Here is a 24,743-nt window from a genome sequence, read left to right as displayed (position 1 = left end):
GGCCGGGGCTATTTCAGCATGCTGCCGGCGTCGATGGGCAGTGGTACGCCGGTGATGTAGCGCGACTCGTCCGATGCCAGGAACAGTACGGCGTTGCTGATGTCCTCCGGCTCGACCCACGGCACCGGCAACATGTGCGCGAGCTGCGACACCGGGGCGAAATCGTCGACGGTCGGACTTTCCAGGTCTGGCCGGAAAAGCCGGTACGTCGACTCGTTCATCACCATCGGGGTGTTGACCTGGCTGGGGTGCACCGAATTGACCCGGATGTGGTGCTGCGCCAGTTCGACGGCGAGCGTACGCATCACCCCGACGACACCGTGCTTGGCGGCGACATAGTGGCCGGTGTTCGGGTACGCCTTCAGGCCGCCGACCGAGCTGGTCAGCACGATCGAGCCGCCGCGCCCACCGTCGACCAGGTGGGGGATCCCCGCCTTCGCGGACAACCAGACGCCGGTCAGGTTGACGTCGAGCATGTCGCGCCAGACTCGTTCGTCCAGCTCGGAAAGTGGGCGCCCGAACGTACCGATGCCGGCGTTGGCGACGATGATGTCCAGCCGGCCGAACTGTTCGACGCCGCGGTCGACGACGGCCTTCATTCCGGCGAAATCGCGTACGTCCACCTCGGCCGCGACGATCCGGCGGCCCTCTTTTTCAACCAGCGACACGGTTTCGGCCAGATCTTCGGGTGTCGACATCGGAAAGGGCACGTCGTCGAGCTGCCGGCAGACGTCGATCGCGATGATGTCGGCGCCTTCCCGTGCCAGCCGTATGGCGTGGCTGCGGCCCTGGCCGCGGGCCGCGCCGGTGATGAAGGCGATCTTGCCGTCAACTCGTCCTGGCATCGTGGCCTCGTTTCTGGTCGGCGGCCGCGCGTACGGCCTGGAGGATTCCCTGGTATCCGGTGCAGCGGCACAGATTTCCGGACAGTGCTTCGGCGATCTGCCCGTCGGTGGGTTCCGGGTGGTCCCGCAGAAACGCGGTGACCGACATGATGAAACCGGGTGTACAGAAGCCGCACTGTATGGCGTGATGGTCGCGGAAAGCGGCCTGTACGGTCGAAAGTTCGCCGTCCGCGCTGGCGATTCCTTCGATCGTGGTGACGTCCGCGCCAGTGGCCTGCACGGCGAACACCAGGCAGGCGCGTACGGCGTCGCCGTCGACGAGTACGGTGCACGCGCCGCATACGCCGTGCTCGCAGCCCAGGTGCGTGCCGGTGAGTTCGCAATGCAGCCGGAGAAAATCGGCGAGCGTCAGCCGCGGCTCGACGGTGGCCCGGCGTACGGTGCCGTTGACCGTCATCTCGACATCAGCCATCCCGCGCCTCCGCGCATGCTCGGCGCCAGGCGCGCGCGACCATCGCGGCGCCAACGCGTTTCCGGTATTCCGCCGGCCCGTGCAGGTCGGAGGGGACGGACCGCAACCCGGACACGGCCGTGCGGCCAAGGTCGTCCGGCACGACATCGGCGATGTCGCGTCCGGTGAGATCGCCTTCCGCCGTAACCGCCCGTTCGGGCGTGGAACCGAGGCCGAACAGCCCGATGCCACACCGGCGTATTCGGTTGCCGGCATCCACCTCGATCGCGACTGTCGCGCCGGCGATGGCGAAATCGCCGTGCCGCCGGGCGAATTCCTCAATGGCGAATCCGGTACGCCCGGGCCACACGGGAAAAGTCACGTTGGCCAGCACTTCGTCATCGGCCAGCGCGGTGCTCCACATGCCAGTGAAGAAATCCGCGGCAGGGATGTTTCGCCGGCCGGCCGCCGATATCGCTTCCATGTCGGCATCCAGAGTGAGCGCCACGGCCGGATATTCGGCTGCCGCGTCGGCGTGGGCGATCGAGCCGCCGAGCGTGCCCCGGTTGCGGATCTGGAAATGGCCGATCAGCGGGGTGGCGCGGGCGAGCAACGGCACTGCCGCCGCGGACCGCTCGATCGTCGCCTGCGTGGTGCCGGCACCAATGCGTACGGTCGCCTCGCCCTTTTCGATGCCGCGGAGTTCCGGCAGGCGGCCGATATCCACCAGGTGTTCGAAGGCCGCGAGCCGCAGCGCCAACATCGGGATCAGGCTCTGTCCGCCGGCGATGATCTTCGCGGTGTCGCCGAACTCGGCCAGCAGTGCGACGCCCTCCGCGAGAGTGGCTGGTGCGTGGTAGGCGAACGCGGCCGGCTTCATCGCGATTCCTCAAGCAGAGCCACTATCGCGGCTGGAGTAAGCGGCAGCCGGGTGACCTCCACACCAAGCGCGTCGGCCACCGCGTTGATGACCGCGGGAGGCGCACCGATCGCGCCGCCTTCGCCGACTCCCTTGTACCCGCCCGGTCCGGGCCCGGGTGTTTCGACATGGCCGTACTCGATGATGGGCACCTCGGCGGCGGTCGGGATCAGATAGTCCATAAATGTTGTCGTGATCGGGTTCGCGTCCTCGTCGTACGCGAGATGTTCGTACAACGCACCGCCAATTCCCTGCACTGTGCCGCCGGCGATCTGCCCTTCGACCACGTCCGGGTTGATCATCGGGCCGCAGTCCTCGGTCACGATGTAGCGCAACAGCCGTACGTGACCGGTCACGACATCGACCTCACAGGTGCACACATGGGTCGCATTGGCCCAGATAATCGGGTTCTGGGGCCGATAGCGGCCGCTCGCCTCCAATCCGGCTGGCAGGCCAGCTGGCAGTGCATCGACCTGGAAATACGCCAGCCATGCGATCTCGGCCAGCGATATTCCGGCGTTTGGCACGCCGCGTACGGTCGCGCGGCTGCCGGTCAGCTCGATGTCGTCAGCCGACGCCTCCAGCCGATGGGCGGCAATCGCGACTATCCGGTCGCGCAACACCGATGCGGTCGCAGCGATCGCACCGGCGATCATCGAGCCCGAGCGGCTGCCGGCGGTCCCGCCACCGAAAGGTGTGATCGCGGTGTCGCCCTGGATTGTGTTGATGTCCGCGATATCGACGCCCAGTGCGTCGGCCGTGAGCTGGATGGCGGTGGTCTCCAGGCTGTTTCCGGTGGAGCCGCCGGAAAGATAGACGTTCACCGTGCCGGACGGCTCGATCCGGATAGTGGCGCCCTCGGTGGCGTGCAACCCCATCGCGGCCGTGGTGGGCTCGACATAACTGCACGTGCCGACGCCGAGATATCGACCCGCCGCCCGCGCCTGTGCTTGCTCACGGCGAAAAGCCGGGTAGTCGAGCAGGTCGATGGCGTGGTCGAAGGTCTCCAGCGGGCTGACGTGGTCGTACGGCATGCCACTGGGATTGGCGTAGGGAAGTTCGTTGCCGCGTAACAGATTGCGCCGGCGTAGCTCGACTGGGTCGATGCCGATCCGGCGCGCCGCCGCGTCCAGCAGCACCTCGCGCGTCACCGACTCGAACTGCCACGGTCCGCGGTACGCGGCGCGGCCGGCGGTGTTGGAGAAGACCGACTTCGACGAGAACGTGCCCTGCGGGACGCGGTACGGGCCAGGAAAAAGCATGCCGACAGCGGCGGCGGTCTGCACCGGCCACGGCGTCGGATACGCGCCGACATCCTGGACGTAATTGATCTGCGTCGCCAGGATTGTGCCGTCGTTGTCGAAGGCCATCCGTACGTCGGCGTGCTCGTGCCGGGATTGGCTGGCCGCCATCAGGTTTTCCCGCCGGTCCTCGATCCATTTCACCGCGGCCGGCAGCTTTCTGGCGGCCAGCATGACGCACATGTCCTCGCGCATCGGCAGCACCTTCTGGCCGAACCCACCACCGGTGTCGCGCATGATCACCCGGACCCGGTGTTCCGGGATTCCCAGCAGTCGAGAGCAAAACAGGCGCATCTCGTGCGGCGCCTGGGTGGCCGCCCAGATCGTCAACGCACCGTCGGACGCCGACCACTCGACGACTAGGCCGCGGGTCTCCATCGGCACCGGTGCGTATGTCTGCTGGTGGATCGTCCGCTCGATAACGTGCGGTGCCTCGTCGAACGCCGGCTCAATGCCGGGCAGGGCGATCTCGCCGGCGAGGTTGCCGGGGTAGTCCGGGTGCACCAACTCCGCCGACTCGTGGGCGGTGGCGTAGTCAACGACCGGCGGCAACGGTTCGTAGTCGACGGTGACAAGGTCGGCGGCGTCCTCGGCGACGTACCGGTCCGCCGCGACCACCAGCGCCACCGGGTCGCCGACGAACCGCACCTCGCCGTCGGCCAACGGCGGACGCGGGGTGTCGGGGATGTCCTTGCCGGTCAGCGTGTACCACTGCTCGCGTACGTCCGGATTTAGGTCCGCGGCGGTGAAAACGGCGCGTACGCCGTCGAGCGCGAGTGCTTCGGCCGGGTCGATCCCGGTGATGCGGGCACGGGGAAACGGGCTGCGTACGAAGCAGGCGTGCAGCATCCCGGGGCGTACGACGTCGTCCACGAACGTGCCGTGGCCGGTCAGCAGCCGCGCGTCCTCGACGCGGCGCACGCGGGTGCCCGCGTAGCGGGTCGCGCCGGTGTTCACGTGCGGCGCAGGACGGCCAGGCGCAGCCCCCGCTTGATCCGGTCGGAGATGAACAGGGTCAGGACCGGCGTTCGCAGGTCCTCCCGCAGCCGGCTCAGCCGGGACGTTTTTATCAGCCATTTCCCCACATTCTTTTCGTACGTCTCGTGGTAATGGCCGAAGCCGTGCATCGTCAGCCCGGGCAGCAGCCGTACCAAGTCCTGCATCGCCCAGATCCCGAGTGCTTCGACCGGTGACGTGAGCTCGATCTCGGGCTGCAGCACGTGGTGGACAGTGACCCGGCCGGCGAGGGCTTTGCGTACGAAGGCGACGAACTCGTCGGCGCCATCGCACACCCTGCCGCCGGCTTCGGTGTTGTCGCCGACGAAATCATCGGCGAACAGGGCACGGAATCCGGACCAGTCCTTGGTGTCCAGGGTCCGGCAATAGCGTGACTTCAGGGCCGCTATCGCCTGGATGTCGTCGAGGGTGTCGATCACCGCATGCCCCATTCACGAGTGCTGTGCAGTCGCTTAGCTTTTTGTTGTGCAGATGCTTAGCATGGGCGTACGAGCCCGGTCAAGGGTGGCTTACGATGGCTGCGGTGCCAGCGCTACCAGGGAGGTGGACAGACGTGACGACGCAGCGGCGGATTGGCGCGCCCGACGCGAAAAACCGCACGCTCCTGCTCGACGCGGCCGAGCAGTTGATGCTGGCGGACGGGTACGCCGCGGTGACGTCGCGGCGCCTCGCGGACAAGGCCGGCCTCAAGCCGCAGTTGGTGCACTACTACTTCCGTACGATGGACGACCTTTTCCTGGCCATGTTCCGCCGGCGCGCCGAAGAAGGGCTTCAGCGGCAAAGGGAGCTGCTGGAGTCTGAACGGCCACTGCGGTCGTTGTGGGAGTTCAACACCGATGCCGAGCGCACCGGCTTCATCATGGAAATCGCCTCGCTGGCCCAACATCGCAAAGCCATCCGGGCCGAGGTCAGGCGTTATTCCGAACAGTTCCGGCTCGCGCAGCTCGAGGTCGTCGCCGCGGTCATGGAGCGCTATCACATTCCCCGCGAGGTGTGCACTCCGGCGGCGCTCGTCGTGCTCATGACATCCGTCGCGCGGGTCATGTCCCTGGAGGAGAAGCTCGACTTCTCGTTGGGTCACAAGGACGCGATCGACTTCATGGACCGCTATCTGGACCAGTTGGAGGGCTTCGCTACGAAGGGATGACGACCGGCAGTGTTTCCCAGCCGCGAACGGTGGACGTGGGAGAAATTCGCGCTTGATCGTCGTCCACCTGCCATTCCGGAAATCGCTTCAGGATCTCCTCAAGGGCGATCCGTCCTTCCATTCGGGCCAAGGCCGACCCGAGACAGAAGTGAGTGCCCATGCCAAAAGTGAGATGCTGGCGGGCGTCTCGCCGTACGTCGAAACGGTCACCGTCGGGAAACTGCCGGTCGTCACGATTTGCCGAGCCGATGAGAAACATCATGACACTGCCCTCAGGCACGGCCAGGCCGTAATAGTCGACATCGCGGGTGACGTAACGCGCCACGTGCGGTGCGGGCGGCTCGTACCGGAGTAGTTCCTCGATCGCCGACGGGATCAGCGATGGATCCTGGACAAGCTGTCGTCGTTGGTCGGGATGCTCGGCCAGGACCTTGCCGGCCCAGCCGATCAGCCGGGTGGTGGTTTCGTTTCCGGCGCCGGCCACCACGGTGACGTACGTCAGGATTTCCTCGCGGGTCAGCCGCCGCGTCGTGCCGGTCTCATCCGCGAACTCGACGTTCAGCAACTCGGTCATGATGTCGTCGGAAGGATGTTCGGCCCGCCATTCGATGTAGTCGGCGAAAATCTCGCCACTGGCGAAGTCGCCCTGCTCGGCATATCGGGTCATCGGCCGGCCCCGCTCGGTGCGCAGCTCGGCGTCGACCTGGTCGCGGACGGCTTCCTGGTCCTGCTCCGGAATGCCCAGCAGCATGCCGATCACCCGCATCGGCATCTGCTTGCCGATGTCAGCGACGAAGTCGAACCGCTCGGCGCCGGCCAGCCGATCCAGGCTGCGTACGCAGAACTCCCGGATTTTCGGCTCCAGGTCACGGATTTTCTTCGGTGTGAACATTCGGACCAGCAGGTTGCGATGCACGGTGTGGATCGGCGGATCCTCAAAGATGAGTACGCCGCGCGGAATGTCGATGTTCGCCTTGATCAGCTCGATGATCGCGCCCCGCGCGGAGCTGAACGTCTCGCGGTCGGCCAGGCCGCGGCGTACGTCCTCGAACCGGCTTAGCGCGTAGAAATCGTGCTGCTCGTTGCGATAGAGCGGAGCCTCCTCGCGTAGGCGCCGGAACATGGGATACGGGTTGGCGTTCAGTTCGACGTCGTATGGGTCGTAATAGGCATGGCCGGTCGCGGGAGTCACCGACATTCTCCTTTCGGTGCGATGCTGAGCACTTGCACAGCATAGTGAGCGCCAGATTGGCACCGATGTCGAGATGTGTCAATCCGTCAGGACGGGCGGAAGCGCTCGCGCAGCGGCCGGTCGTCCGGGGTCGGGCGGTAGATGCCACGGTCGATGAGACGGGGTACGACCTCGTCGATGAACTCCCTGATCGAGAGGTGCCCGGCTGCGAACATCAGATTGAAGCCGCCGACCTGCCCGTCCTCATGCCACAGCGCGAGGTCGTCGACCAGTTCGTCGTACGAACCGACGAACTTGCGGTGCGTCGCGCCGCCGCGCCCGATGGCGTGGGCGGTCACGTCCCGTACCGTCGCGCCGGGGTGTTCCTGGATCCAGTTGTACAGGCCCACGTAGTTGCCGAAGGTGCTGGTGATGGTCTTCTCGACGTCCTCGGGCCTGGGGAGCTCGTCCACTGGGAAGGTGGCGTTCACGTCGTCGTAGGTGCGATAGATCCCGAACTGCGCCAGCGCGAGCGGCGCGAGCATCTCCCAATCGACGAGGTCGTCTAGGGCACGCAGCCGCTCCTGTGCTTCCGCGGCCGTACGGCCGAGAAACGGGATGAACCCGGGGATGGCCGGAACGCTGCCCGGCGGCCGCCCGGCCTGCACCAGCGCCTTGTCCAGATCCGCGCGGTAGGCGGCCGCGCCCTCGCGTGTGGTGGCGTTCGTGAACACCATCTCCGCGTGCTTGGCCGCTACCGCGATCCCGGCACCCGAACCGCCGGCCTGGGCGATCATCGGGCGACCCTGCCGGCTGGGCGCGAGGTTCAACGCGCCTTCGACGCGGAACAACTCACCGTGGTGCGTGAGCCAGGTCGGATAGAGCCGGCGTACGCCGTCGGAGTCGGTACGCATTTCGCGGTTGTCCCACAGAGCCTTGACCACTTCGAGGAACTCGTCGGCGCGGCGATAGCGGGTCTCCCGGTCGGGATGGGCCGCCAGGCCGTACGCGAGCGCGAAATGGTCGCCCGCGGTGGTGACCGCGTTGAACCCGGCTCGCCCGTCGCAGGCCTGGTCGAGCGAGCCGAGCAACCGGGCCAGGGTGTACGGGTCGTAGAACGTCGTCGAGGCGGTCGCGATCAGGCCCACATACCGGGTCACGCTCGCCATGGCGGTCAGCGCGGTGATTGGTTCGGCAGGCCCGCCGTCGGGCGAAGGCGAGCCCACCGCGCCCGGGACGTCGCCGAGGAAGATGGCGGTGAACAGCCCTTCGTCGCCGAGTTTTCCGTACTCCAGCAGGCGTGCGAAGGGATCCTGCGGTGGCCGGTCAACCTGCGCGCGCTCGTACGTGAGCGCGCCCTGGTGGAGGTTGATGTCGTTCCCCACCAGGTTCAGGTGCAGATAGCGTCGATCCGACATGCGTTCCTCGTCCCTCCCGGCCTGCGTGGTCTACGCCACTCCACGTCGCAGTAGTGAACACCTCCAGAGCTCGTTGCGTCAATCGATTGATTGAAGTTACGCGCGGAGAGTGATGATCCCGCATACTTGTACGCGTGAATGCCGCAGCCGACTGGGCCCGCAGCGGAGTCATGGCCCTGACTGGGCGTGCCGCGGGTCCGCCGGTCGTGCCGCCCGGCCGGGCAGCTTCGGTCGCCACAGCAATGGCCGATCAGTTCGCGGCGGCTACCGGCGTACGGCTGGATGGTGCACGCCTGCTGTCCGAGCGTGCGGCGTTCACCGGGAATCGACGGCGAGGCTCCGTGTCACCTGGCGGATCCTGCCGGCTGCTGTCCACTGTGGACGGCTGGGCGGCGGTTTCCGTTGCGCGGCCGGACGATCCGGCATTGCTGGGCGCGTTGGTCGGCGAAGAGGTGCGAGGTGATCCGTGGCCCGTTGCCGCTGAATGGCTGCGCTCGCACACCGGTGCCGAGCTGGCCGAGCGAGCCGAGCTGCTCGGGGTCGCCGCCGGGCCGGTGACCCGCCGCGTCGCGGATTTCACTGTTGTCAAAGGCAAGCCGCGCGATCTCCGTGGTTTGCTGGTGGTGGACTTCAGCGCGTTGTGGGCCGGTCCGTTGTGCGCGCGGCTGCTGGGGTTGGCTGGCGCGCGGGTAGTCAAGGTCGAGACCCCGTGGCGGCCGGACGGCGCCCGTGCCGGGAATCCGGACTTCTATCGCCTGCTGCACGCCGGCCATCGCTCGGTATGCCTTGATCCGCTTGACGCCTCGGGACGTACGGCGATGGCGGCGTTGGTGACGGCCGCGGACGTGGTTATCGAAGCGTCCCGTCCGCGGGCGCTGGCCGGCTTCGGGTTGGATGCCCGTGCCGCGGTAGCGGCCGGGAAGACCTGGGTGACGATCACCGCGTACGGGCGGGGCAGCAACCGGGTGGGCTTCGGCGATGACGTGGCGGCGGCAAGCGGTCTGGTCGCGTACGACGACGCCGGGCCGATGTTCTGCGGGGACGCGATCGCCGATCCGTTGACCGGGCTGACCGCCGCCGCGATGGTCGCCTACGCGCCAGCCGGCGTGATGCTCGACGTGTCGATGGCCGACGTCGTCGCGGCAACCCTGACCGACGAACAAAGTGCTGACGGGACCGTGCCGGTCGTGGAGCCGCAGCGACCACCGGTCAACGGGTATGCGGCGCGGATCGGCGAGCACACCGCCGAGGTGCTGGCAGAGCTGCGCGTATGACGTTGCTCCTGCGCAACGCCGACGTCGACGGGTGTTTCCGCGCCGACGTACGAATATCGGGCCGCCGCGTGGTGGAGGTCGGGACGGCTCTTGCCCACCAGACGGGCGAAGAGATGTTTGACTGCCGCGGTGGCGCGGTGCTGCCCGGGTTGTGCGATCACCACCTGCACTTGCACGCCATCGCGGCCCGCGCCACGTCGGTCGTGTGCGGGCCACCGGAGGTGACCGACCGGGCCGGGCTGGCCGCCGCGTTGGCTGGCGCGACCACTGACGCGTACGGGTGGATCCGGGGTGTCGGGTATGTCGAGTCGGTCGCCGGGCCGCTGGACGCGGCCGCGCTGGATGATCTGCGCAGCGACGTGCCGGTCCGTGTCCAACACCGCAGCGGCGCCCTGTGGTTGCTCAACACCGCGGCCCTGACCGCGATCGGCACCGAGCAGGCCGATGGCCGGCTATGGCGCGCCGACCGCTGGCTGCGCTCCCGGCTGCCCGCGAGCGACCCGCCCGACCTGGGCGAGGTCGGGACTCGGCTGCTGCGGGCCGGCATCACCGCGGTCACCGATGCGACGCCGGATCTCGACCCAACCGCTATCGACGCGATCACCGGCGCGATGGCCAGCGGTGCGCTGGCGGGTCGGGTCTGCCTGCTCGGCGTACCCATCGGCGTCTCGCTGTCAGGCAGCGGACCGATGGCGGGGCCGTACAAGATCGTGCTGGCCGACTCCGGGCTTCCGGCCCATGACGACTTGGTCGAGCGGATCCGCGCCGCCCATGCGGCCGGCCGGCCAGTCGCCGCGCACTGCGTGACACGCGAGGCGCTGGTGCTACTCGTCTCCGCACTCGACGCCGCCGGCGCACTCCCCGGCGACCGGATCGAGCATGCCGCCTTGGTGCCCGAGCAGTTGATCGGCGACCTCGTACGGTTGGGTGTACGGGTGGTCACCCAGCCCGGGTTCCTCCACGATCGCGGCGACGATTTTCTCCGGGACGTCGCCGACCACCTCGACCTTTACCGCTGCGCCAGCCTGATCGGGGCGGGTGTGCCGGTCGCGCTGTCCAGCGATGCTCCGTACGGGCCGCTGGATCCGTGGTCGATCATGGAGGTGGCGGTATCCCGGCGAACGGCGTCAGGACAGGTGGCCGGACAGTCGGAACGGCTCGGTTTCCGGCAGGCGCTGGACGCCTACCTGGCGCCGCCGGAGGATCCCGGCGGCCCGGCTCGCCGCGTACGACCGGGCGCCGCGGCCGACCTCATTGTCTTGCACGGCCCACTGGCCGAGGCGCCTGGCTACTCCGACCCGGTTCGCGCCGTCGTTCTCGACGGAAACCTCCAGCCGGTCTGACCGTCGCCGAAGTGGCACCTTGGAGACAATCGGGCTACGCCAAGCATGATCATCAGCACTGCTCCCCGGTCGGTCGAGCTTCGGAATTGTTACTGAGGCACTGTGAGACGGCGAGGACCTGCAGCTCGACGATTCCGAGCTCTGGTGCCTATTCAGTCGATTTACGACAGGCATTCATGTGGAGTTACTGGAGCTTCCAGGCGTGCTCTTAATCGCCCGAAGCCGCTTGATCGACATTACTGGCGTCGCTGACTGTCTTTGAGAAGTGCCCATCTGTGGTGAGCAATGGTGTTCGAGTCAGTGATTCGGTAATGGCGTCGCAACGTTCATCGCCATATGAGTTACCGCTAGATGCTGCTCGCAAGCGCAGGCGGCGGTACAGATCAGTGTCGGCAGCCAATGCGTGGAGTGCCACCGCCCCGCGGTCGCTATCGTCGTCACGGGCGAGCATTTCAGCTCACCGAGAGGAGCCAGCCGATCTTCAACTACGGCACCCTTCCGCTGGACGCCGTACCAACCGAGATCGAACAGCGTTGCGCCGAGGACGCCGTCATCGGCATTGTCCTGAACCAACCCAGGGCACTCGACTACCTTGGCGACCGGCTCGACCGGTACGATTTTGCCCACGAAGAACTCGGTATCACCTTCGACATTGCCAAACGCATGCACCAGCGGCGAGCATGTCGACATCGTCACGGTTGCCTGGGAACAGCAGCGTCGCGGCGGGGGAGCAGCAGTGGTTCGGCTCATCCCGCTGGTCGGGGAGGTCTCCATCGGCACTCTCAACTTCCATGCCGAAAACGTCATGCGCGGTGCCCTCGCCCAACGCGTAGGTCAAGCCGCTGTGCTTGTCCAGCAAGCAGCCCAGCAGCCTTCACTCGACCCGACCCAACTCTTCCACCGAACCCAGGCCGCCTACCAAGGCATACGCGACGCTGCATCCCGGATGAACCGCAAGGAAAACCTCGCCGCAAAACTCGTCGGAACTGCCAATCCCGTGTCGTCTCAACGAGCGGTACAACGGGGAGGACAGCCATCGACGGTGCGGCCAGTGGTGCCCCAGCGCGACCTTGATCGGGATCGCGATCTCGATCGATGAGGTCGGCGGACGTCGAGGGTCTGTCAAGAAATCTGTCAAGAAAATGGTGTAACTGATTTCTGATTAGTCTATTTTCGGCCTGCTGACAGTCGTCCTTGGAAGGTGATCTCGAAGGCGTTCAGGGCTGCTTTCCAGCGGTTGGACCAGCGTTTCTGGCCTTTGCCGGTTGGATCCAGGCTCATCAGCGCGAGGTAGACGCACTTGATGGCGGCCTGTTCGGTCGGAAAGTGGCCGCGGGCGTTCACGGCGCGGCGGATCCGGGCGTTGATCGACTCGATCGCGTTGGTGGTGCAGATGACGGTGCGGATCTCGGTGTCGAAGGCGAGGAACGGCACGAACGAGGAACGGCACGAACTCGGCCCAGGCGTTCTCCCACAGTTTCACGATCGCCGGGTAGCGGGTCTCCCATTTCTCCGCTGAACTCGGCGAACCGATCCAGCGCCCCGGACTCGGACGGTGCGGTGTAGACAGGTTTGAGGTCAGCGGCGATCTGCGGCCAATACTTCCGGCTGGCGTAACGGAAACTGTTGCGCAGCAGGTGCACGATGCAGGTCTGGGTGATCGCCTGGGGCCACGCGCTCGCGATGGCCTCGGGCAGGCCCTTGAGGCCGTCGCAAACCACGATGCACACATCACGCGTGCCGCGGTTCTTGATCTCAGACAGCACCCGCAGCCAGTACTTCGCGCCCTCCCCATCACCGTGCTCACCGGCCCACAACCCGAGAATGTCCCGGGTGCCCTCGGTAGTAACCGCCAGAGCCACGTAGATCGGCCGGTTCGCCACGTTCCCGTCGCGGATCTTCACGTTCACCGCGTCGATGAAGATCACCGGATACACCGGGTCCAACGGCCGGTTCTGCCACTCAGCCATGCCCTCCAGCACCCGGTCGGTGATCGTGGAGATCGTTTGCTTGGACACCTCGGCGCCGTACACCTCGGCCAGGTGCGCGGAGATCTCACCGGTCGTCAATCCCTTTGCGGACAACGAAATCACCATGTCCTCCACCCGGCCAGGCGCCGCTGCACCTTACGCACCAGCATCGGAGTGAAACTGCTATCCCGATCCCGCGGAACCTCGACCCGCACCTGCCCGGCCTCGGTCAACAACGTCTTGGACCGCTTCCCGTTGCGCGAGTTCCCGCCGTCACGGCCAGCCGGATCGTGCTTGCCATAACCGAGATGATCATCCATCTCACCGTCCAACGCAGACTCCACCACGATCCTGGTCAACCGGGACAGCAACCCACCCTCACCGGTTAACCTCAGACCTTCCGCCCGCGCACGCTCCGCGAGCTGGCGAACCAGCTGCTCATCCAGCACATCCACCGCCGCCGGCGCCGCCCCATCCGGCGCCCGCCCCACCGCCACATCAGTCACTGGTGCCTCCTACGTCCCAGGAGTTACACCGTTTAAATTACAGTCCCTTACGAGACACGAACCATGATCATCACGATTCCGTCGAGGTCAAGCATCTATCGAGAACAAACGGGTAAACGTGTCTTGAGACTTCACAGGACATCCGTGGACCTGTCCCCAGCCTGACGTGCGTCGCGGGTGACTGCGGGGTGCGAAGCTCAGGTGGTTAAGCCCAAGCGGTGCTCGTTCCATCCGGGTGTCGCAGGCGAAGGGGAAGGCTGGACGGGCGAACGTGAGTGAACCCTTGGTTGATGCCTCGTAATTCGAGACTCCGGCGATGGGAAATCGTTCTCCAGGGAACGTTGTACGAAGCGGGTTACTACGTGATCCCGTTCGCCATCCAGATCGCTCGCGACGCCGCTGACCCTGCTCGGGAGTACGCCCTGGAGTTGTTGAATGAGCTTGCTTGGTCAACGCCGGTCGAGGAAAGGTATGGAGGTCGAACTGGCCCGTCGGGAGGCGCTAGCCGATGGGCTCGACATCGCCTACCGGTATCTCGGCGACTCGAATCCTGCCGTCGCCACAGTCGCCCCTACTCTTCTCGGCGCGAGGCGGCTGTCAGGCGGCTGTCAGGCGGCTTGTCGCTGTAGTTCCTCGATTCGTTCGAGTAGGGAACGCACTTCGTCGATGGCTTTTTCGTCCTCCGCGCCGAATCCCCGGTTCCACGGCTGGTCCACGAGCCATTCCATGTGCTGGAGCACATTTGCGTGGTGTGCACGCACGACGTCAAGCAGAGACTCGCCGTGCCGCGTGATCGGGTCGCGGGCCGTGGCAGTGGCCTTGATGCTGAACACAGCGGTCCTGCCAGCCCGGAGTTCGCTCAGGCGGTAGCACATCACCGGACGTTCGCGTGTGGTCCTGGATCCGATGAGCCGCACGAGCGGAACCAGATCGGGATCACGGGCGAAGATCCGTTTCTCCAGTTCCTCCGAAGGCGCGGACGGCGGACTGCTCTCGCCGAGGGTCACCAGCTTCCACGGCAGGTTGGTGAAGATCACCAGCAGTGGAGGACGGCGCAGCCGCTCCCCGGCGGTCGCGAAGAACTCCGAGGGAAAGTCTGCTCCGTAGCACTCATGCAGGACCTCCCGCGTACGAAGCTTCCTGTCGTATAACGCCTTGGCGAGTCGCGCCATCGAGGCGTAATCCCTACCCGATACACCGGCGCGGAGCCGCTCGATGGCGCCGTCCGTCATCGACGTCCCCCTGGTCGGCTGCACATGATGTCGCGAAGCAGCTTACGCAACCGGGCACCAGTGAACCGTGAGCTCCTCGCCGGTCATCTGCGCGGCCAGGTGGCCCAACGCGATGACGAGCTTGGCGCAGCGAAGAAGGCAAACCGAGAACTCATGGCCAACACATCAACCGAGCGGCGTTCGGATCGACTCTCTCGGTGGCGACACCGAGCATCCGTGGTCGATCGCGCTCAGTGCCGATGGACGGGGCCGAGGCCATCGCGAGCGACGGGGACAAGAATGTCCACGTGTGGCTCCTGGATGAGTAAGGGTTTCCCGGAGCAAGGATGGTGTCCGCCCGGCGGACTCGTCACGCAATTGCACTCCATACGCTTGAAAAGCCCGATTCTCGACCCAAACGGAGTGCCCTCAATAGCGATAACGAAAGTCGTGGTCGCGATCACCGCGGCCCGCACCCAGTAACACCATAAGAGGTCCTGCCTCGGCTACACCGATCGCACTGCGCGGCGACGCCGCATGACCAGATCAAGCGGGTCGTCGCGGGCGGCGCTGAAACAAGCGAGCGCGCGATGCCTCATGAGCACACCAGCGGCCGGACTTGTCGCGCTCGCCGCTGCGGAAGTGCTCCAGCAGAGTTCGTCCATCGACCTGGACAGCAAGATCGTCAGGCTCGACGCCCGCCTCGATAAGACCTGAAGACTTCTATGCTGCCAAGCACGCGGTGGTTTTCAGCCAACTGCGTGAAATGGTGTCCGAAGGCGGCGCAAATCCTTCGCCTGCCGGCCTCTATCAGCGGATCGCCGCCAGTGCTCAGCGACCACAAGTATCTCCGGTGGAAATGCACACCTGGATGGCCGCTCGCCCGCAGAAAGCCCAACCGCACCTGTACGCAGCGATGGTGCTGGAGGCGAGCATCCGCCGGCACGCTGAGGAGTACGGCGTACGCGTCGCGCAGACCAGCGAATCCCCTGACTTGCTTCAAATGCTCGACATGGTCGAGCAAGCAGCGACCGACATCGAACACGCGGCACAACGATGGGCCAGCGTCCGCGGCGACGACAATCCCACCAGCCTCACCGAGACGAGCGAACCAACGCTCAACTACGGCAACCTCCCACTGGACGACGTACCGACACAGGACGAACAACACCGCGCAGAAGATGCCGTGATCAGCATCGTCCTCAACCAACCGACAGCACTCGACCACATCGGCGATCGGCTCGACCGGTACGACTTCTCCGACGACGAACTAGGCATCACATTCGACATCGCCAAGCGCATGCATCAACGCGGCGAACACGTCGACATCGTCACCGTCGCCTGGGAACAACAACGTCGCGGTGGAGGAGCAGCAATTGACCGCCTCGTACCACTGGCCGGCGAGGTCTCGATCTTCACACTCAACTTCCACGCAGAAATCATCATGCGTGGCGCGCTCGCTCAACGCGTCGGCCACGCCGCCGCACTCGTCCAGCAAGCCGCGCAACAGCCAGCTCTCGACCCGACGCAGGTCTTCCACCGAGCCCAGGCCGCGTACCAAGAAGTCCGCGATGCCGCCTCCCGGATGACGCGAAAGGAGAATCTTGCGGCAAAGCTCCTCGGCGCAGCCACTCCGGTGTCGACCCGACAGGCCGTACAACAAGGAGGACCGCCGACGACGGCGCGCCCAGCTGTCTCTCAACGTGACCTCGATCGCGATCGCGATCGAGGTCACGATCGTTGACCTGACTGGACAGCCCGATGAGCTGGAGCGGTGTGTTCCACGGCCGGGGTCGACGCAGTACTTGGATGATTTCGGTTGTCGCTGCTGCGGAGTGGTGGTGCGCGTTCCTGCATACGCGGTTCTGCGCAAGAGCCCTGTCCAGGCCGGTGTGACTGGAGTGGCGCTTCAGGCGAAGCAGACGCGCTTGGGTGACGCGGACTGCCGCCGTCACGATGTACATCAGTGCGATGCCTGCAAGGGATGCTGATTGCGAAGGCGCAATCCCGCGCGGCCGTCGCGTGGAGAGCGATGACAGGCATGCCGGATGTTAGCGAGGTTGCATGCGGTTGGTGCATCATGACGGAAACTCTGGCGGGAACTGCCAGCTTCGGGTTCACCTACTGCGCAGGGTTCCACACGGCACTGACTGAACGGACGCTGCGCCGGGCCGCCGGCGCGGCCGTGTCAGTGACGGGACCAACGCCACAGAGTCGCCAGGGCAATCCCTGCGCTTGAAACGCGGATCCTTTCGTGCGAATGCCAGTTACAGTAACCACTCGGCTAGTGCAGGGTGATAGTCGGACCAGCCGTCCACTGGCCCTCGCAGCAGCGAGCGTTGCCCTTGCTTCGGGGCGTACGCCGGTGACCCAAGCCGTTGAAGCAGGTAGCACAATGCGACAGTCTCGCGAAATTCTCGTTCCACCGTCTCGAGTGCTCGTGGAACGAACAGCGGCCCATTGCTTTCCCAGAAGCAGCCGTTGTCATGACCCGCGCGGCTGTGCGCGTAGTCGCATAGCCGTTTGTACTGAGTTTTTAGCCATGCGTTGTCGGAATTACCGAAAATCGAATGCGGAAATACTTTTGCTTCGATTTTTCTCCCCGCTGCGCTGTCGCGCAACGACGCGCGTGCACGCCCGAACTTCGTCTCGAGGGTGCCTCGTTGCCATGACATGAACGAGGTCATGTCATCAACGACGGCGAAGCTCGCCGCCATCGTCAGCGTTTCCAGGGCTACGCGTAGGCAGCTAATCGCCTGCCGATAATAGCCATGTAGCGCGTTGAAGACCAAGGCGTCGAATTCCTCTCCCGCGATGAGAGACGGGTAGTCAACGTACGGAGCGGTCTCAGGGTCAGGCCAAGAGAACACCCAGTCGCTGTGCAACTGATTGAGCCGCGCTATCACAGAGCCCGCTCGGCCAGACGACTCCAATGCAACGTGGGTCGTGAGACCCATGATGTGGCTCCAGGCGTCCCTCGGGATCACGTCCGTGTGCGGCGGCCACTGGTCGAGTTCACCGTTCGGCCAAAGGAATATCGCAGGGCTCAACAACCTCCGCTCACGTCGAAAGTCATCCTCATGGAGCGGTACGGGGTCAGCCTCATGCATCGCCATATTATCGCGCAGCGGCGTTACGTGAGCCATGTCCGTCGCGCGTAGTTCTGTCCTCAACAGCTGCCTGGGCTGGTACTTGGCGGCGCTAACGAGTGGTTCCGGAGGATCGTCCTTGCATCAAATTAGTCGCTTTTGTGCTTTATAGTCCCTAAGTTGCGTTAGCCGTAGCTGGAGGCAATAGTGAGCTGTTGACCGGACTAAGGAGCGCACGCCGGGGCGGTCAACGCGTTCGGAGTCGGACGGCCCGTTCCTGGCTAGCGCCACCGGTATCGTGGACGGCGTGGCTGTCCTGCGTCCCTGGACGGCTTGGTGGCGGCGTCAGAAGTCCAGTCGCGCAGCTGGTGTCATCGAAAGTCTCGGCCGAAGTCGCGAGTACCGACGACTGGCGGCCTGTCCGTTGATTGACTCCTCTCCGGCTAACGCACATGCGCATCAGATCTCGTCGAGCGTTGGTGCGCTTGCATCCGACCACAACGAGAGTTCGGCAACGGCCAGGGGAAACCCCGTACAAACGGCATTGATTGCCCAGCAATAGCCGGAAGTGTTGGGATGTCAAATCCGACGAAACACCAGTTCGGAGGCACTGTCGACAACCAACGAGTAACAGCGGAAAGTGAGAACGAATATCCGAAGGTTTACCGGTTAGGTCTGATAAGGCTGGCGATCGATGCCGACGTCGTGTGGACGACCTGTTCATGGAACCGGTGCCGGCGGGCCGCCGACGACAACCTCCCGGACCTTCTGGTCGCTGACCGTGTTCGCGCGTGAGGTGGCTGATCGGCTCGATCTCGGGTCTGGCAAACGATTTCTGCAGTTCGCCTCGCCGCATTTCGATGTGCTGGTCGGGAGTTTTCCGACTGGGTTGACCGGTGGCGCGCTGGTTGTCTCGATGCGGCACATCGTCAGCGGAAGTGTCGATCTCGTGGACCTGATCGAGCCGGAACGGCTGACCGTTATGAGGCTGTCGGTCGCCTACCGGCACGAGTGGACACGCGGTCTAGACCGCCGCGGCCGCGAGCTGCCGGACTGCTGGCTGCTGGTGATCATCAGCAGCGAGCGTGCGCCGCCGGACCGGCTGGCGATGTGGCGGCAGCTCAACGTGCGGCTGATGAACTGCTACGGGCTCAGCGAAATCACGGTCACGTCGGCGTTCTTCCGTCTCGACCCGGCCAGCCGGTGGGATTCTGCCAATCGGTGCCGTCGGCCGATCTGCGCGTGCTGGGCAAGTCGGCTGCAGCCGACTGCCGCCTGGCGCGTACGGCGGACTCGGTGCTGGTGGCCCTCTAGTCGCGTCCGCTGAGGTAACGGATTGCGTAACGGCAGGTCGCCCTCGGCTCCAAGCCTGCCGATTGGATCGCCGACGCAGCGTGGCTTGATCGTGGAGCGTTGCGATGGTCGGCGCTGCCGAGGGTGCGGCGGTGCCCGGTTGCAGAGTGACCTCTAGTCGTAGGCAGAGCCAGGGCTCGAAATGACGTGTTCGGTTTCAGCGCTGGGCGAGGCATTTGTCTAACGACGGAGGCCATGGCCGGAGCGTGAACCCGTGGAAAGTGCATGGCGATTGGCGTAACAGGTTCCGCAGGAACGGTGTATGGAACGGCCGGGCATGGAGGAGTGGCGTCACGGGTGATAGTCGGCTGTCGCCGATCGATGGACGGCTATCACGAACTGTCGCCGGAGCGATGGTGAACTGTCGCGGAGCGGCAGGCCTGGCGATAGTCGACTGCGCTGGTGTCGCAGCGGGCGATGGTTGGAATCCATGGCACCGACTGATGATCGACTGGCGCCAGGCATCATCAGGTATGAGTAGTGGCAATGCATCACTTCGGTGGCGGCTGGCGGCAGTGGTACTCGGCGGGCGCGTGACAGGGCATCGTTCGGATACATGCCCGCGCGACATGTTGACTGTCCGTAGCAGATTCTTGGCAAGTCCAATGCGCGCTGGTTATCATTGGCGCGCCGGGAAGGCTGATTCATCTGGTATTGCCAGGCGGTGGCCCGCCTCGCGACTGTTCTCACTCCGTGGTCGCATGTGGTCGTGGTCTGAGCTTGCATCGGATACCGGCAAGGAAGACTCTGTCGTGCGTGATTCTCGCCAACATCGTGAAAGCAGCGATGTACCGCAGGTCTGGATGGTTGGTACCGCGCTGCACTATGTGAGCGGTCTGGAAGCGGTGTGGCTTTCCCATGAGTTGGCGTGCGTGCTCCGAGACTTGTTGGTCTGGGCGAAGGCAGATGTCGACAATGGCCGTACGACAAAGGTGTTGGAAGCGTGAGCGCAGAACCGAATCCACCTGTGCCGGGTCTAACGGAGAGGTTTGCTCGGGCGGGCTTGTCTGATCTGGCCGTCTCACCCTTCGGGTTGCCTATGGCGGTGCGGCAGAAGGAGGTGCGCGTCGCCTGGGTGGGGCGTACGTCCACTGAGGAGCATCAAGACCCACGGCAGTCGTTGCTGCGTCAACTGGAGCGATCGAAGATCGCATTGCCGGAGTCGTGGGTCGTTGCCTGCCACTTCTACGATGTGGAATCCGGCCGACTGGAGCTCGAGAGGCGCGGCCAGAAAACGAACTACGAGCGATTTGACATTCCCATCGCGAGAGATGGCGGAATCGCTGATCTGCTTGCGGAATCTGCACAAGCGTCGTCGCGTCGATTCGACGTGGTGATTTGCGAGTCGATGGCAAGGATTGCTCGAAAGATGTACGAGACCTTGTCTGTCGAGCGGCAGCTAGAGGATGCGGGTGTCGCGGTTTTCGCATCGAACGAGCCGATTCTATTGACCGGCGGCCGTGCTCAGCAGATTCTGCAGCGACGGATCAATCAGTCAGTGGCAGAGTTCGAAGTGCTCAACATGTTGGAGCAGTCCTGGGGCGGAACCTGTACGCACGTCCGTGAGGGTTACAACATTGGCAAGCCGCCGTACGGCTATAAGGCGAAAAAGTTCCGCCACCCCAATCCGGTCAAGGCGGAGAAAGGGTTGACGAAGACGCGGTTGGAGCCGGACGGTGAGCGGGCGGCGACCGTCGCGCTGATCGTGAAATGGCGCTATCACGAGAAACTTGGGCTGGACACGATCGCTGAGCGGCTCAATGCAGATCTGGAGGCGCATCCGCCGCCGGAGCCGCCAGGTGGGCGACGGGCGAGAGGTGCGTGGTCGAAGTCGGCAGTCGCTGAGATCGTCAAGAACCCGAAATACACCGGGTACCAGGTCTACAATCGCCGCGCTCGGCGTAGTCGCGGCGGCAGGAGCGTGGTCAATCCGCCGGAGATGTGGGTGTGGTCGGTCGAGCCGGCCCACGAGCCGTTGACAACGAAATGGATGTTCGACGAGCTTACTCAGCGAGCTGCAGACAAGCGCGGTTCGCGAGACGGGGCTGATCCGAACTCGCATCCGGCGACCGTACGGACCTATCCGTACCGCGGTCGTCTGTTGTGCTTGTGTGGCCGGCGGATGAATGGCCATCACACACGCGGACGCCGTTACTACCGGTGCTGGCCGCGCAACAACAACCGCGGACGGATGGACCGGTTCGCCGACCACCCAGCAACTGTCTACATACGCGAAGAGTTAGTCACCGATGCCGTCGAAGATGCGTTCAACGAATGTCTGTTCGGAACGGCCCGTCTCCAACGGCTAATGGCCGACATCGATCAAAGCGATGATGGGCAGGGGAGCCGGGACTCCGCGACGCGGACGCAGCTGCAGAGGAGGCTGAACGACGTCGTACGCAAGCAGGACAACCTCTTGAGGCAAGCAGAGGACCTGGACCCGGAGGACCCGTTTGGGCAAGCACTGCGAGACCGGTTCAACGCACTGGTCACCCAGCGGGACGAGATCACGAGCGAGATGACTCAACTCGACGAGCGGACAAAACAGGCGCCGATCGCGATCACGTCCGCCGACTTGGCGTCGGTCGAGTTGCTCTCGCACTTAACGCTCAACCTGCATCGGGCGCCAGCAGACCTTCAGGCGCGCCTCTATGACCTGACCAAACTGGCCGTCCACCTCGACCACGAGACCGGCTCAGCCACTGTCCACATCACACTGCCAGCCGACCAGCTCGACGAAGTCGAAGCCGCCGCACAAGCCGTCGCGGCCGTGAACACGAGGCCCGAGCCGGTGCCTTCGACGATCACGCACGTCAGCATTGGTGTGGATGCTGTACGTGCCCCCGGTGCGATTCGAACGCACACTGGACGGGTTTTGAATCCGTTGCCTCTGCCGTTGGGCTACGGGGGCCTGACCGTCCTACAGAGTATCCCGGTACGCTGCGGCCTCGAACGATTAGGGTACCGGTGAGGGCAACACGCTTGTCGGGCTGCGGTTCGTCGAGTCCGCGGTTTCGTATTGTTGAGCCTTCACGCCGCCATCGCAGTCGAGGAGTCACCGTGACAGACGCTTCCCCACGCCGTGTGCTGATCGCGGAGGATGAAGCGCTGATCCGCCTGGATCTTTCCGAGATGCTCACCGAGGAAGGGTTCGAGGTCGTCGGCGCCGTCGGCGACGGCGAGCAGGCGGTCCAGCAGGCCGAGCAGCTGCGACCGGACCTGGTGATCCTGGACGTGAAGATGCCGGTGCTGGACGGCATCGCGGCCGCCGAGCGGATCGCCGGCGCGCGGATCGCGCCGGTGGTCATCCTGACCGCGTTCAGCCAGCGTGACCTGGTCGAACGGGCACGCTCGGCGGGCGCCATGGCCTATCTGGTGAAGCCGTTCCAGAAGAAGGACCTGCTGCCGGCCATCGACATGGCCACGGCCCGGTTCGCCGAGATCGTCACGCTGGAGGCCGAGGTCTCCGACCTCACGCAGCGGCTGGAGACCCGCAAGATCGTGGAGCGCGCCAAGGGCGTGCTGATGGACGAGCACGGGATGACCGAGCCGGAGGCGTTCCGGTGGATCCAGCGCGCCGCGATGAACCGGCGTACGTCCATGCGTACGGTCGCCGCCGCCGTGCTGAAGGGCCTTGCCGAGCAACCCTGACCCGCTGACCCATCGGTCAGCGGCAGGTTCTACCCCGGCCTCGGGGTGGTCCGCAACTCGGCGCTACCGTTGATCCCGGTCGGGGGACCCGTCGCCGTCTGCCGTGGCTCGTCTCCGCGGTCCGCCGGCACGGGCCAGGGGTGCTAGGGGGGTCGCGTTGGTCCACAACTTCACCGTCCGCCGCGCTGGCGTCGCCGACCTGGAGCTGGTGCTCCGGTTCGCCGCGATCGCCTCCGACCTCGCGACGCGCCGGCCGCTCGGCCGGCCGTCCGGCCAGCCGTTGCCGGCGCACCGCAGCCGCTACGAGGCGCTGCTATGCGATCCCCGGCGGCACGTCGTCATCGTGGAGGACGACCATGGCGACGCCGCCGGCATGGGGGTGCTCGCCGAGGTACGCACCGGTCCGCTGATGGACCTGCCGGCGGCGCGGCTCTCGCACGTGGTGGTCGAGCGGCACCGCCGCGGCCAGGGCGCCGGCCGCAGCCTGATCGGCGCGGCCGCCGCGTTCGCCGAGCAGATCGGCGCCGAGCACGTGGTGGCCGGCGTGGTGCCGGCGTCCCGAGAAGGCAACAAGTTCTTCGCGCGGCTCGGATTCGTGCCGCTGGCCGTGCAGCGCGTGGCGTCGGTGCAGTTGCTCCGCCGCAACCTCGCCGTTCCGGACATCGCCATCGACTTCGGCCACGGCCACACCGAGCCCAGTGCCGGCGTCGCCTGATCAGCCCGAGCCGTAGGTCTGGCTCCAGATCGTGAGATCGACCTGAGTCGTGGTGCCGTCGTACGACGCGATGGAGGCGAATCCCAGCTGGTGGTTTTGTCCACCTTGGGTGCAGAACCGCAGTCCCGGTGCCTCGGAGAGTGTCGTCGCGGGCTGGGTGGCGAGCACGTTGGCGCAGCCGCCCGCGGTGGCGGTTTCGGACCCGGTCCACTCGGCTATGCCGGACGACGCGCGGATGTCCTCGCCGGCATGGATCTTCCCCTTGTACTGGAAAAACGCGACGGGCGGATTGACCGTGCTCGGCGAGACCACCGTCGGTGGCACCGTCGCCGTGTCCACGCCGGAGTATCCCTCCAGACGCAACTTGCCGTGCCACAGCACAGGTGCGGGTCGGGCCGTTGGGGAAGCCGTCGTCGACGGCGTGGACGCCGGCGGCGTGGCCTGGCCAGCGGCGGCCGCGGTGGGCGGCGAGGTCGTGGCATTGTCGCCGCCGCCATGACCATCGGCCAGGACGTTCGCGGCGATCACGAGGACCGCCAGCACGACGGTCGCCCCGCCGACGATGGCCGCCGCCTTCTGCTGCCGCCTCCTGACGGTGCGCCGGTTCGACCCGCGGACCGTGCTGCCGCCGACAGAGGTGTCCTGCCCCGTGAAAGCCGCGGCGAAAAGAGTCAGAGCGAAAAGCGCGAGTGCGACGATGAGCCCACCAGCGACGGTGTTGATCAGTGCCACGTCCCCGTACCTCTCAGCGGCGGCATAGGTGACAGGTTAGTGACACCAGGCAACCTTGGGGCCGGTTTGGCCGGTCAGCTTCTCGGCCCGGTGGTCAGGAGCGGGGATCGGGCAGGTACGAGCCGGAGGTCGTGATCAGCTGGCACGTCATCCTGGCCGAGCACACCAGCCGGCCCTCGTCGTCGGTGATGGCGATCGAGTGCGTGGTGACGCTGCCGCCTTCGTAGAGCGGCGTACACACAGCGGTGACCGTGCCGGACCGCGCGGCGCGGTGGTGGGTGGCGTTGATGTCGACGCCAACCGAGACGCGGCCGCGTCGCTGGCCGTGCAGGGCCGCGGCGGTGGAGCCGACGGTCTCGGCGAGTACGCACGACGCGCCGCCGTGCAACAGGCCGAGCGGCTGCCGGTTTCCCTCGACCGGCATCGTCGCGACCAGCCGGCCGGGCCCGACCTCGACGTACCGGATCCCCATCCGCGACGGCAGCTCGCCGAGGAAGCCGTTGAGCTGGGCCAGGACGGCCTGCTGGACGGCCGGGTCGGACAGGTCGAGCCGGTCCGCGGCCTCTGTGCTGGTCACCGGGGGTTGACCTCCACCCTGGAACGGAAATGTCGTAGCCGAAGACTAGGCTC

Annotated in this window: 21 protein-coding genes, 1 tRNA gene and 2 pseudogenes; 10 read left to right on the top strand and 14 right to left on the bottom strand. The window is 65.5% G+C overall.

Annotated features, from left to right (window positions below; translation table 11 throughout):
• Positions 1 to 8 precede the first annotated feature (8 nt).
• The 5 genes from GNX95_RS08115 to GNX95_RS08095 are packed head-to-tail and all read right to left on the bottom strand — an operon-like array spanning position 9 to position 4,952.
• Positions 9 to 845 (bottom strand): mycofactocin-coupled SDR family oxidoreductase, encoded by an 837-nt coding sequence (locus GNX95_RS08115; RefSeq protein ID WP_163506494.1) that lies wholly within the window; start codon positions 843 to 845, stop codon positions 9 to 11.
• Entirely contained in the window at positions 829 to 1,317 is a 489-nt protein-coding gene (locus GNX95_RS08110) for a (2Fe-2S)-binding protein (RefSeq protein WP_163506493.1), read from the bottom strand. The genes GNX95_RS08115 and GNX95_RS08110 overlap by 17 nt, the downstream gene beginning before the upstream one ends.
• Positions 1,310 to 2,176, bottom strand: a complete 867-nt coding sequence (locus GNX95_RS08105) for an FAD binding domain-containing protein (protein ID WP_163506492.1) — start codon at positions 2,174 to 2,176, stop codon at positions 1,310 to 1,312. The genes GNX95_RS08110 and GNX95_RS08105 overlap by 8 nt, the downstream gene beginning before the upstream one ends.
• The gene (locus GNX95_RS08100; protein WP_187369657.1) at positions 2,173 to 4,473 is read right to left on the bottom strand and encodes a xanthine dehydrogenase family protein molybdopterin-binding subunit; all 2,301 of its coding nucleotides are present in this window, start codon (positions 4,471 to 4,473) and stop codon (positions 2,173 to 2,175) included. Before GNX95_RS08100 ends, GNX95_RS08105 begins: the two co-directional genes overlap by 4 nt.
• Positions 4,470 to 4,952: a nuclear transport factor 2 family protein gene (locus GNX95_RS08095; protein ID WP_425483875.1), complete on the bottom strand. Its 483-nt coding sequence runs from the start codon at positions 4,950 to 4,952 to the stop codon at positions 4,470 to 4,472. The genes GNX95_RS08100 and GNX95_RS08095 overlap by 4 nt, the downstream gene beginning before the upstream one ends.
• A gap of 134 nt (positions 4,953 to 5,086) precedes the next feature.
• Here GNX95_RS08095 and GNX95_RS08090 point away from each other — a divergent pair, with 134 nt between their 5' ends.
• A complete protein-coding gene (locus GNX95_RS08090) occupies positions 5,087 to 5,680 on the top strand; it encodes a TetR/AcrR family transcriptional regulator (protein WP_163506489.1) in 594 nt (197 codons plus the stop codon).
• On the opposite strand, the gene GNX95_RS08085 is transcribed toward GNX95_RS08090, so the two are convergent.
• Positions 5,667 to 6,878 (bottom strand): cytochrome P450, encoded by a 1,212-nt coding sequence (locus tag GNX95_RS08085; RefSeq protein WP_163506488.1) that lies wholly within the window; start codon positions 6,876 to 6,878, stop codon positions 5,667 to 5,669. The genes GNX95_RS08090 and GNX95_RS08085 overlap by 14 nt on opposite strands.
• 80 nt (positions 6,879 to 6,958) lie before the next feature.
• Positions 6,959 to 8,269, bottom strand: coding sequence for an NtaA/DmoA family FMN-dependent monooxygenase (locus GNX95_RS08080; protein ID WP_163506487.1), 1,311 nt, complete (start codon positions 8,267 to 8,269; stop codon positions 6,959 to 6,961).
• A gap of 170 nt (positions 8,270 to 8,439) precedes the next feature.
• Here GNX95_RS08080 and GNX95_RS08075 point away from each other — a divergent pair, with 170 nt between their 5' ends.
• Positions 8,440 to 9,543 (top strand): CoA transferase, encoded by a 1,104-nt coding sequence (locus GNX95_RS08075; RefSeq protein ID WP_163507920.1) that lies wholly within the window; start codon positions 8,440 to 8,442, stop codon positions 9,541 to 9,543.
• Entirely contained in the window at positions 9,540 to 10,886 is a 1,347-nt protein-coding gene (locus tag GNX95_RS08070) for an amidohydrolase family protein (RefSeq protein WP_163506486.1), read from the top strand. The genes GNX95_RS08075 and GNX95_RS08070 overlap by 4 nt, the downstream gene beginning before the upstream one ends.
• Before the next feature lie 297 nt (positions 10,887 to 11,183).
• On the opposite strand, the gene GNX95_RS43040 is transcribed toward GNX95_RS08070, so the two are convergent.
• Positions 11,184 to 11,555: a hypothetical protein gene (locus tag GNX95_RS43040; protein ID WP_246281536.1), complete on the bottom strand. Its 372-nt coding sequence runs from the start codon at positions 11,553 to 11,555 to the stop codon at positions 11,184 to 11,186.
• On the opposite strand from GNX95_RS43040, the gene GNX95_RS44215 reads away from it, so the two are divergent.
• Positions 11,439 to 11,960 (top strand): hypothetical protein, encoded by a 522-nt coding sequence (locus GNX95_RS44215; RefSeq protein ID WP_425483894.1) that lies wholly within the window; start codon positions 11,439 to 11,441, stop codon positions 11,958 to 11,960. The genes GNX95_RS43040 and GNX95_RS44215 overlap by 117 nt on opposite strands.
• A 93-nt stretch (positions 11,961 to 12,053) precedes the next feature.
• On the opposite strand, the pseudogene GNX95_RS08060 reads toward GNX95_RS44215, so the two are convergent.
• Both GNX95_RS08060 and GNX95_RS08055 read right to left on the bottom strand, forming a co-directional pair.
• Positions 12,054 to 13,311: pseudogene (locus GNX95_RS08060) on the bottom strand (IS256 family transposase).
• 659 nt (positions 13,312 to 13,970) lie between these two features.
• Positions 13,971 to 14,594: a hypothetical protein gene (locus tag GNX95_RS08055; protein ID WP_163506484.1), complete on the bottom strand. Its 624-nt coding sequence runs from the start codon at positions 14,592 to 14,594 to the stop codon at positions 13,971 to 13,973.
• A 745-nt stretch (positions 14,595 to 15,339) separates the two neighbouring features.
• On the opposite strand from GNX95_RS08055, the gene GNX95_RS08050 reads away from it, so the two are divergent.
• Entirely contained in the window at positions 15,340 to 16,317 is a 978-nt protein-coding gene (locus GNX95_RS08050) for a DnaB-like helicase N-terminal domain-containing protein (RefSeq protein WP_163506483.1), read from the top strand.
• A 523-nt stretch (positions 16,318 to 16,840) separates the two neighbouring features.
• On the opposite strand, the gene GNX95_RS08045 is transcribed toward GNX95_RS08050, so the two are convergent.
• Positions 16,841 to 17,479: a hypothetical protein gene (locus tag GNX95_RS08045; protein ID WP_163506482.1), complete on the bottom strand. Its 639-nt coding sequence runs from the start codon at positions 17,477 to 17,479 to the stop codon at positions 16,841 to 16,843.
• A 979-nt stretch (positions 17,480 to 18,458) separates the two neighbouring features.
• Between GNX95_RS08045 and GNX95_RS08040 the strand changes: the two genes are divergently transcribed.
• The 3 genes and pseudogenes from GNX95_RS08040 to GNX95_RS44210 form a co-directional block, all read left to right on the top strand.
• Entirely contained in the window at positions 18,459 to 18,989 is a 531-nt protein-coding gene (locus GNX95_RS08040; protein ID WP_246281534.1) for an AMP-binding protein, read from the top strand.
• A gap of 727 nt (positions 18,990 to 19,716) precedes the next feature.
• Positions 19,717 to 19,962 (top strand): hypothetical protein, encoded by a 246-nt coding sequence (locus GNX95_RS08035; RefSeq protein WP_163506480.1) that lies wholly within the window; start codon positions 19,717 to 19,719, stop codon positions 19,960 to 19,962.
• A 92-nt stretch (positions 19,963 to 20,054) separates the two neighbouring features.
• A pseudogene (locus GNX95_RS44210) lies at positions 20,055 to 21,272 on the top strand (recombinase family protein); the annotation flags it as partial.
• Positions 21,273 to 21,853: 581 nt separating this feature from the next.
• Here the strand turns inward: GNX95_RS44210 and GNX95_RS08020 are convergent.
• Positions 21,854 to 21,926 (bottom strand) — tRNA-Leu (locus GNX95_RS08020).
• A gap of 149 nt (positions 21,927 to 22,075) precedes the next feature.
• On the opposite strand from GNX95_RS08020, the gene GNX95_RS08015 reads away from it, so the two are divergent.
• Together GNX95_RS08015 and GNX95_RS08010 are read left to right on the top strand one after the other, a co-directional pair.
• Positions 22,076 to 22,666: an ANTAR domain-containing response regulator gene (locus GNX95_RS08015; RefSeq protein WP_281356883.1), complete on the top strand. Its 591-nt coding sequence runs from the start codon at positions 22,076 to 22,078 to the stop codon at positions 22,664 to 22,666.
• Positions 22,667 to 22,823: 157 nt separating this feature from the next.
• Entirely contained in the window at positions 22,824 to 23,381 is a 558-nt protein-coding gene (locus GNX95_RS08010) for a GNAT family N-acetyltransferase (protein ID WP_163506479.1), read from the top strand.
• Here GNX95_RS08010 and GNX95_RS08005 read toward each other — a convergent pair whose 3' ends face one another.
• Positions 23,382 to 24,113, bottom strand: coding sequence for a superantigen-like protein SSL4 (locus GNX95_RS08005; RefSeq protein ID WP_163506478.1), 732 nt, complete (start codon positions 24,111 to 24,113; stop codon positions 23,382 to 23,384).
• 94 nt (positions 24,114 to 24,207) lie between these two features.
• Entirely contained in the window at positions 24,208 to 24,690 is a 483-nt protein-coding gene (locus GNX95_RS08000) for a PaaI family thioesterase (protein ID WP_246281533.1), read from the bottom strand.
• Between the last annotated feature and the right edge of the window lie 53 nt (positions 24,691 to 24,743).

The organism is Fodinicola acaciae, from assembly GCF_010993745.1.
GTDB lineage: Bacteria > Actinomycetota > Actinomycetes > Mycobacteriales > HKI-0501 > Fodinicola > Fodinicola acaciae.
This window is presented reverse-complemented; position numbering and strand designations above follow the sequence as displayed.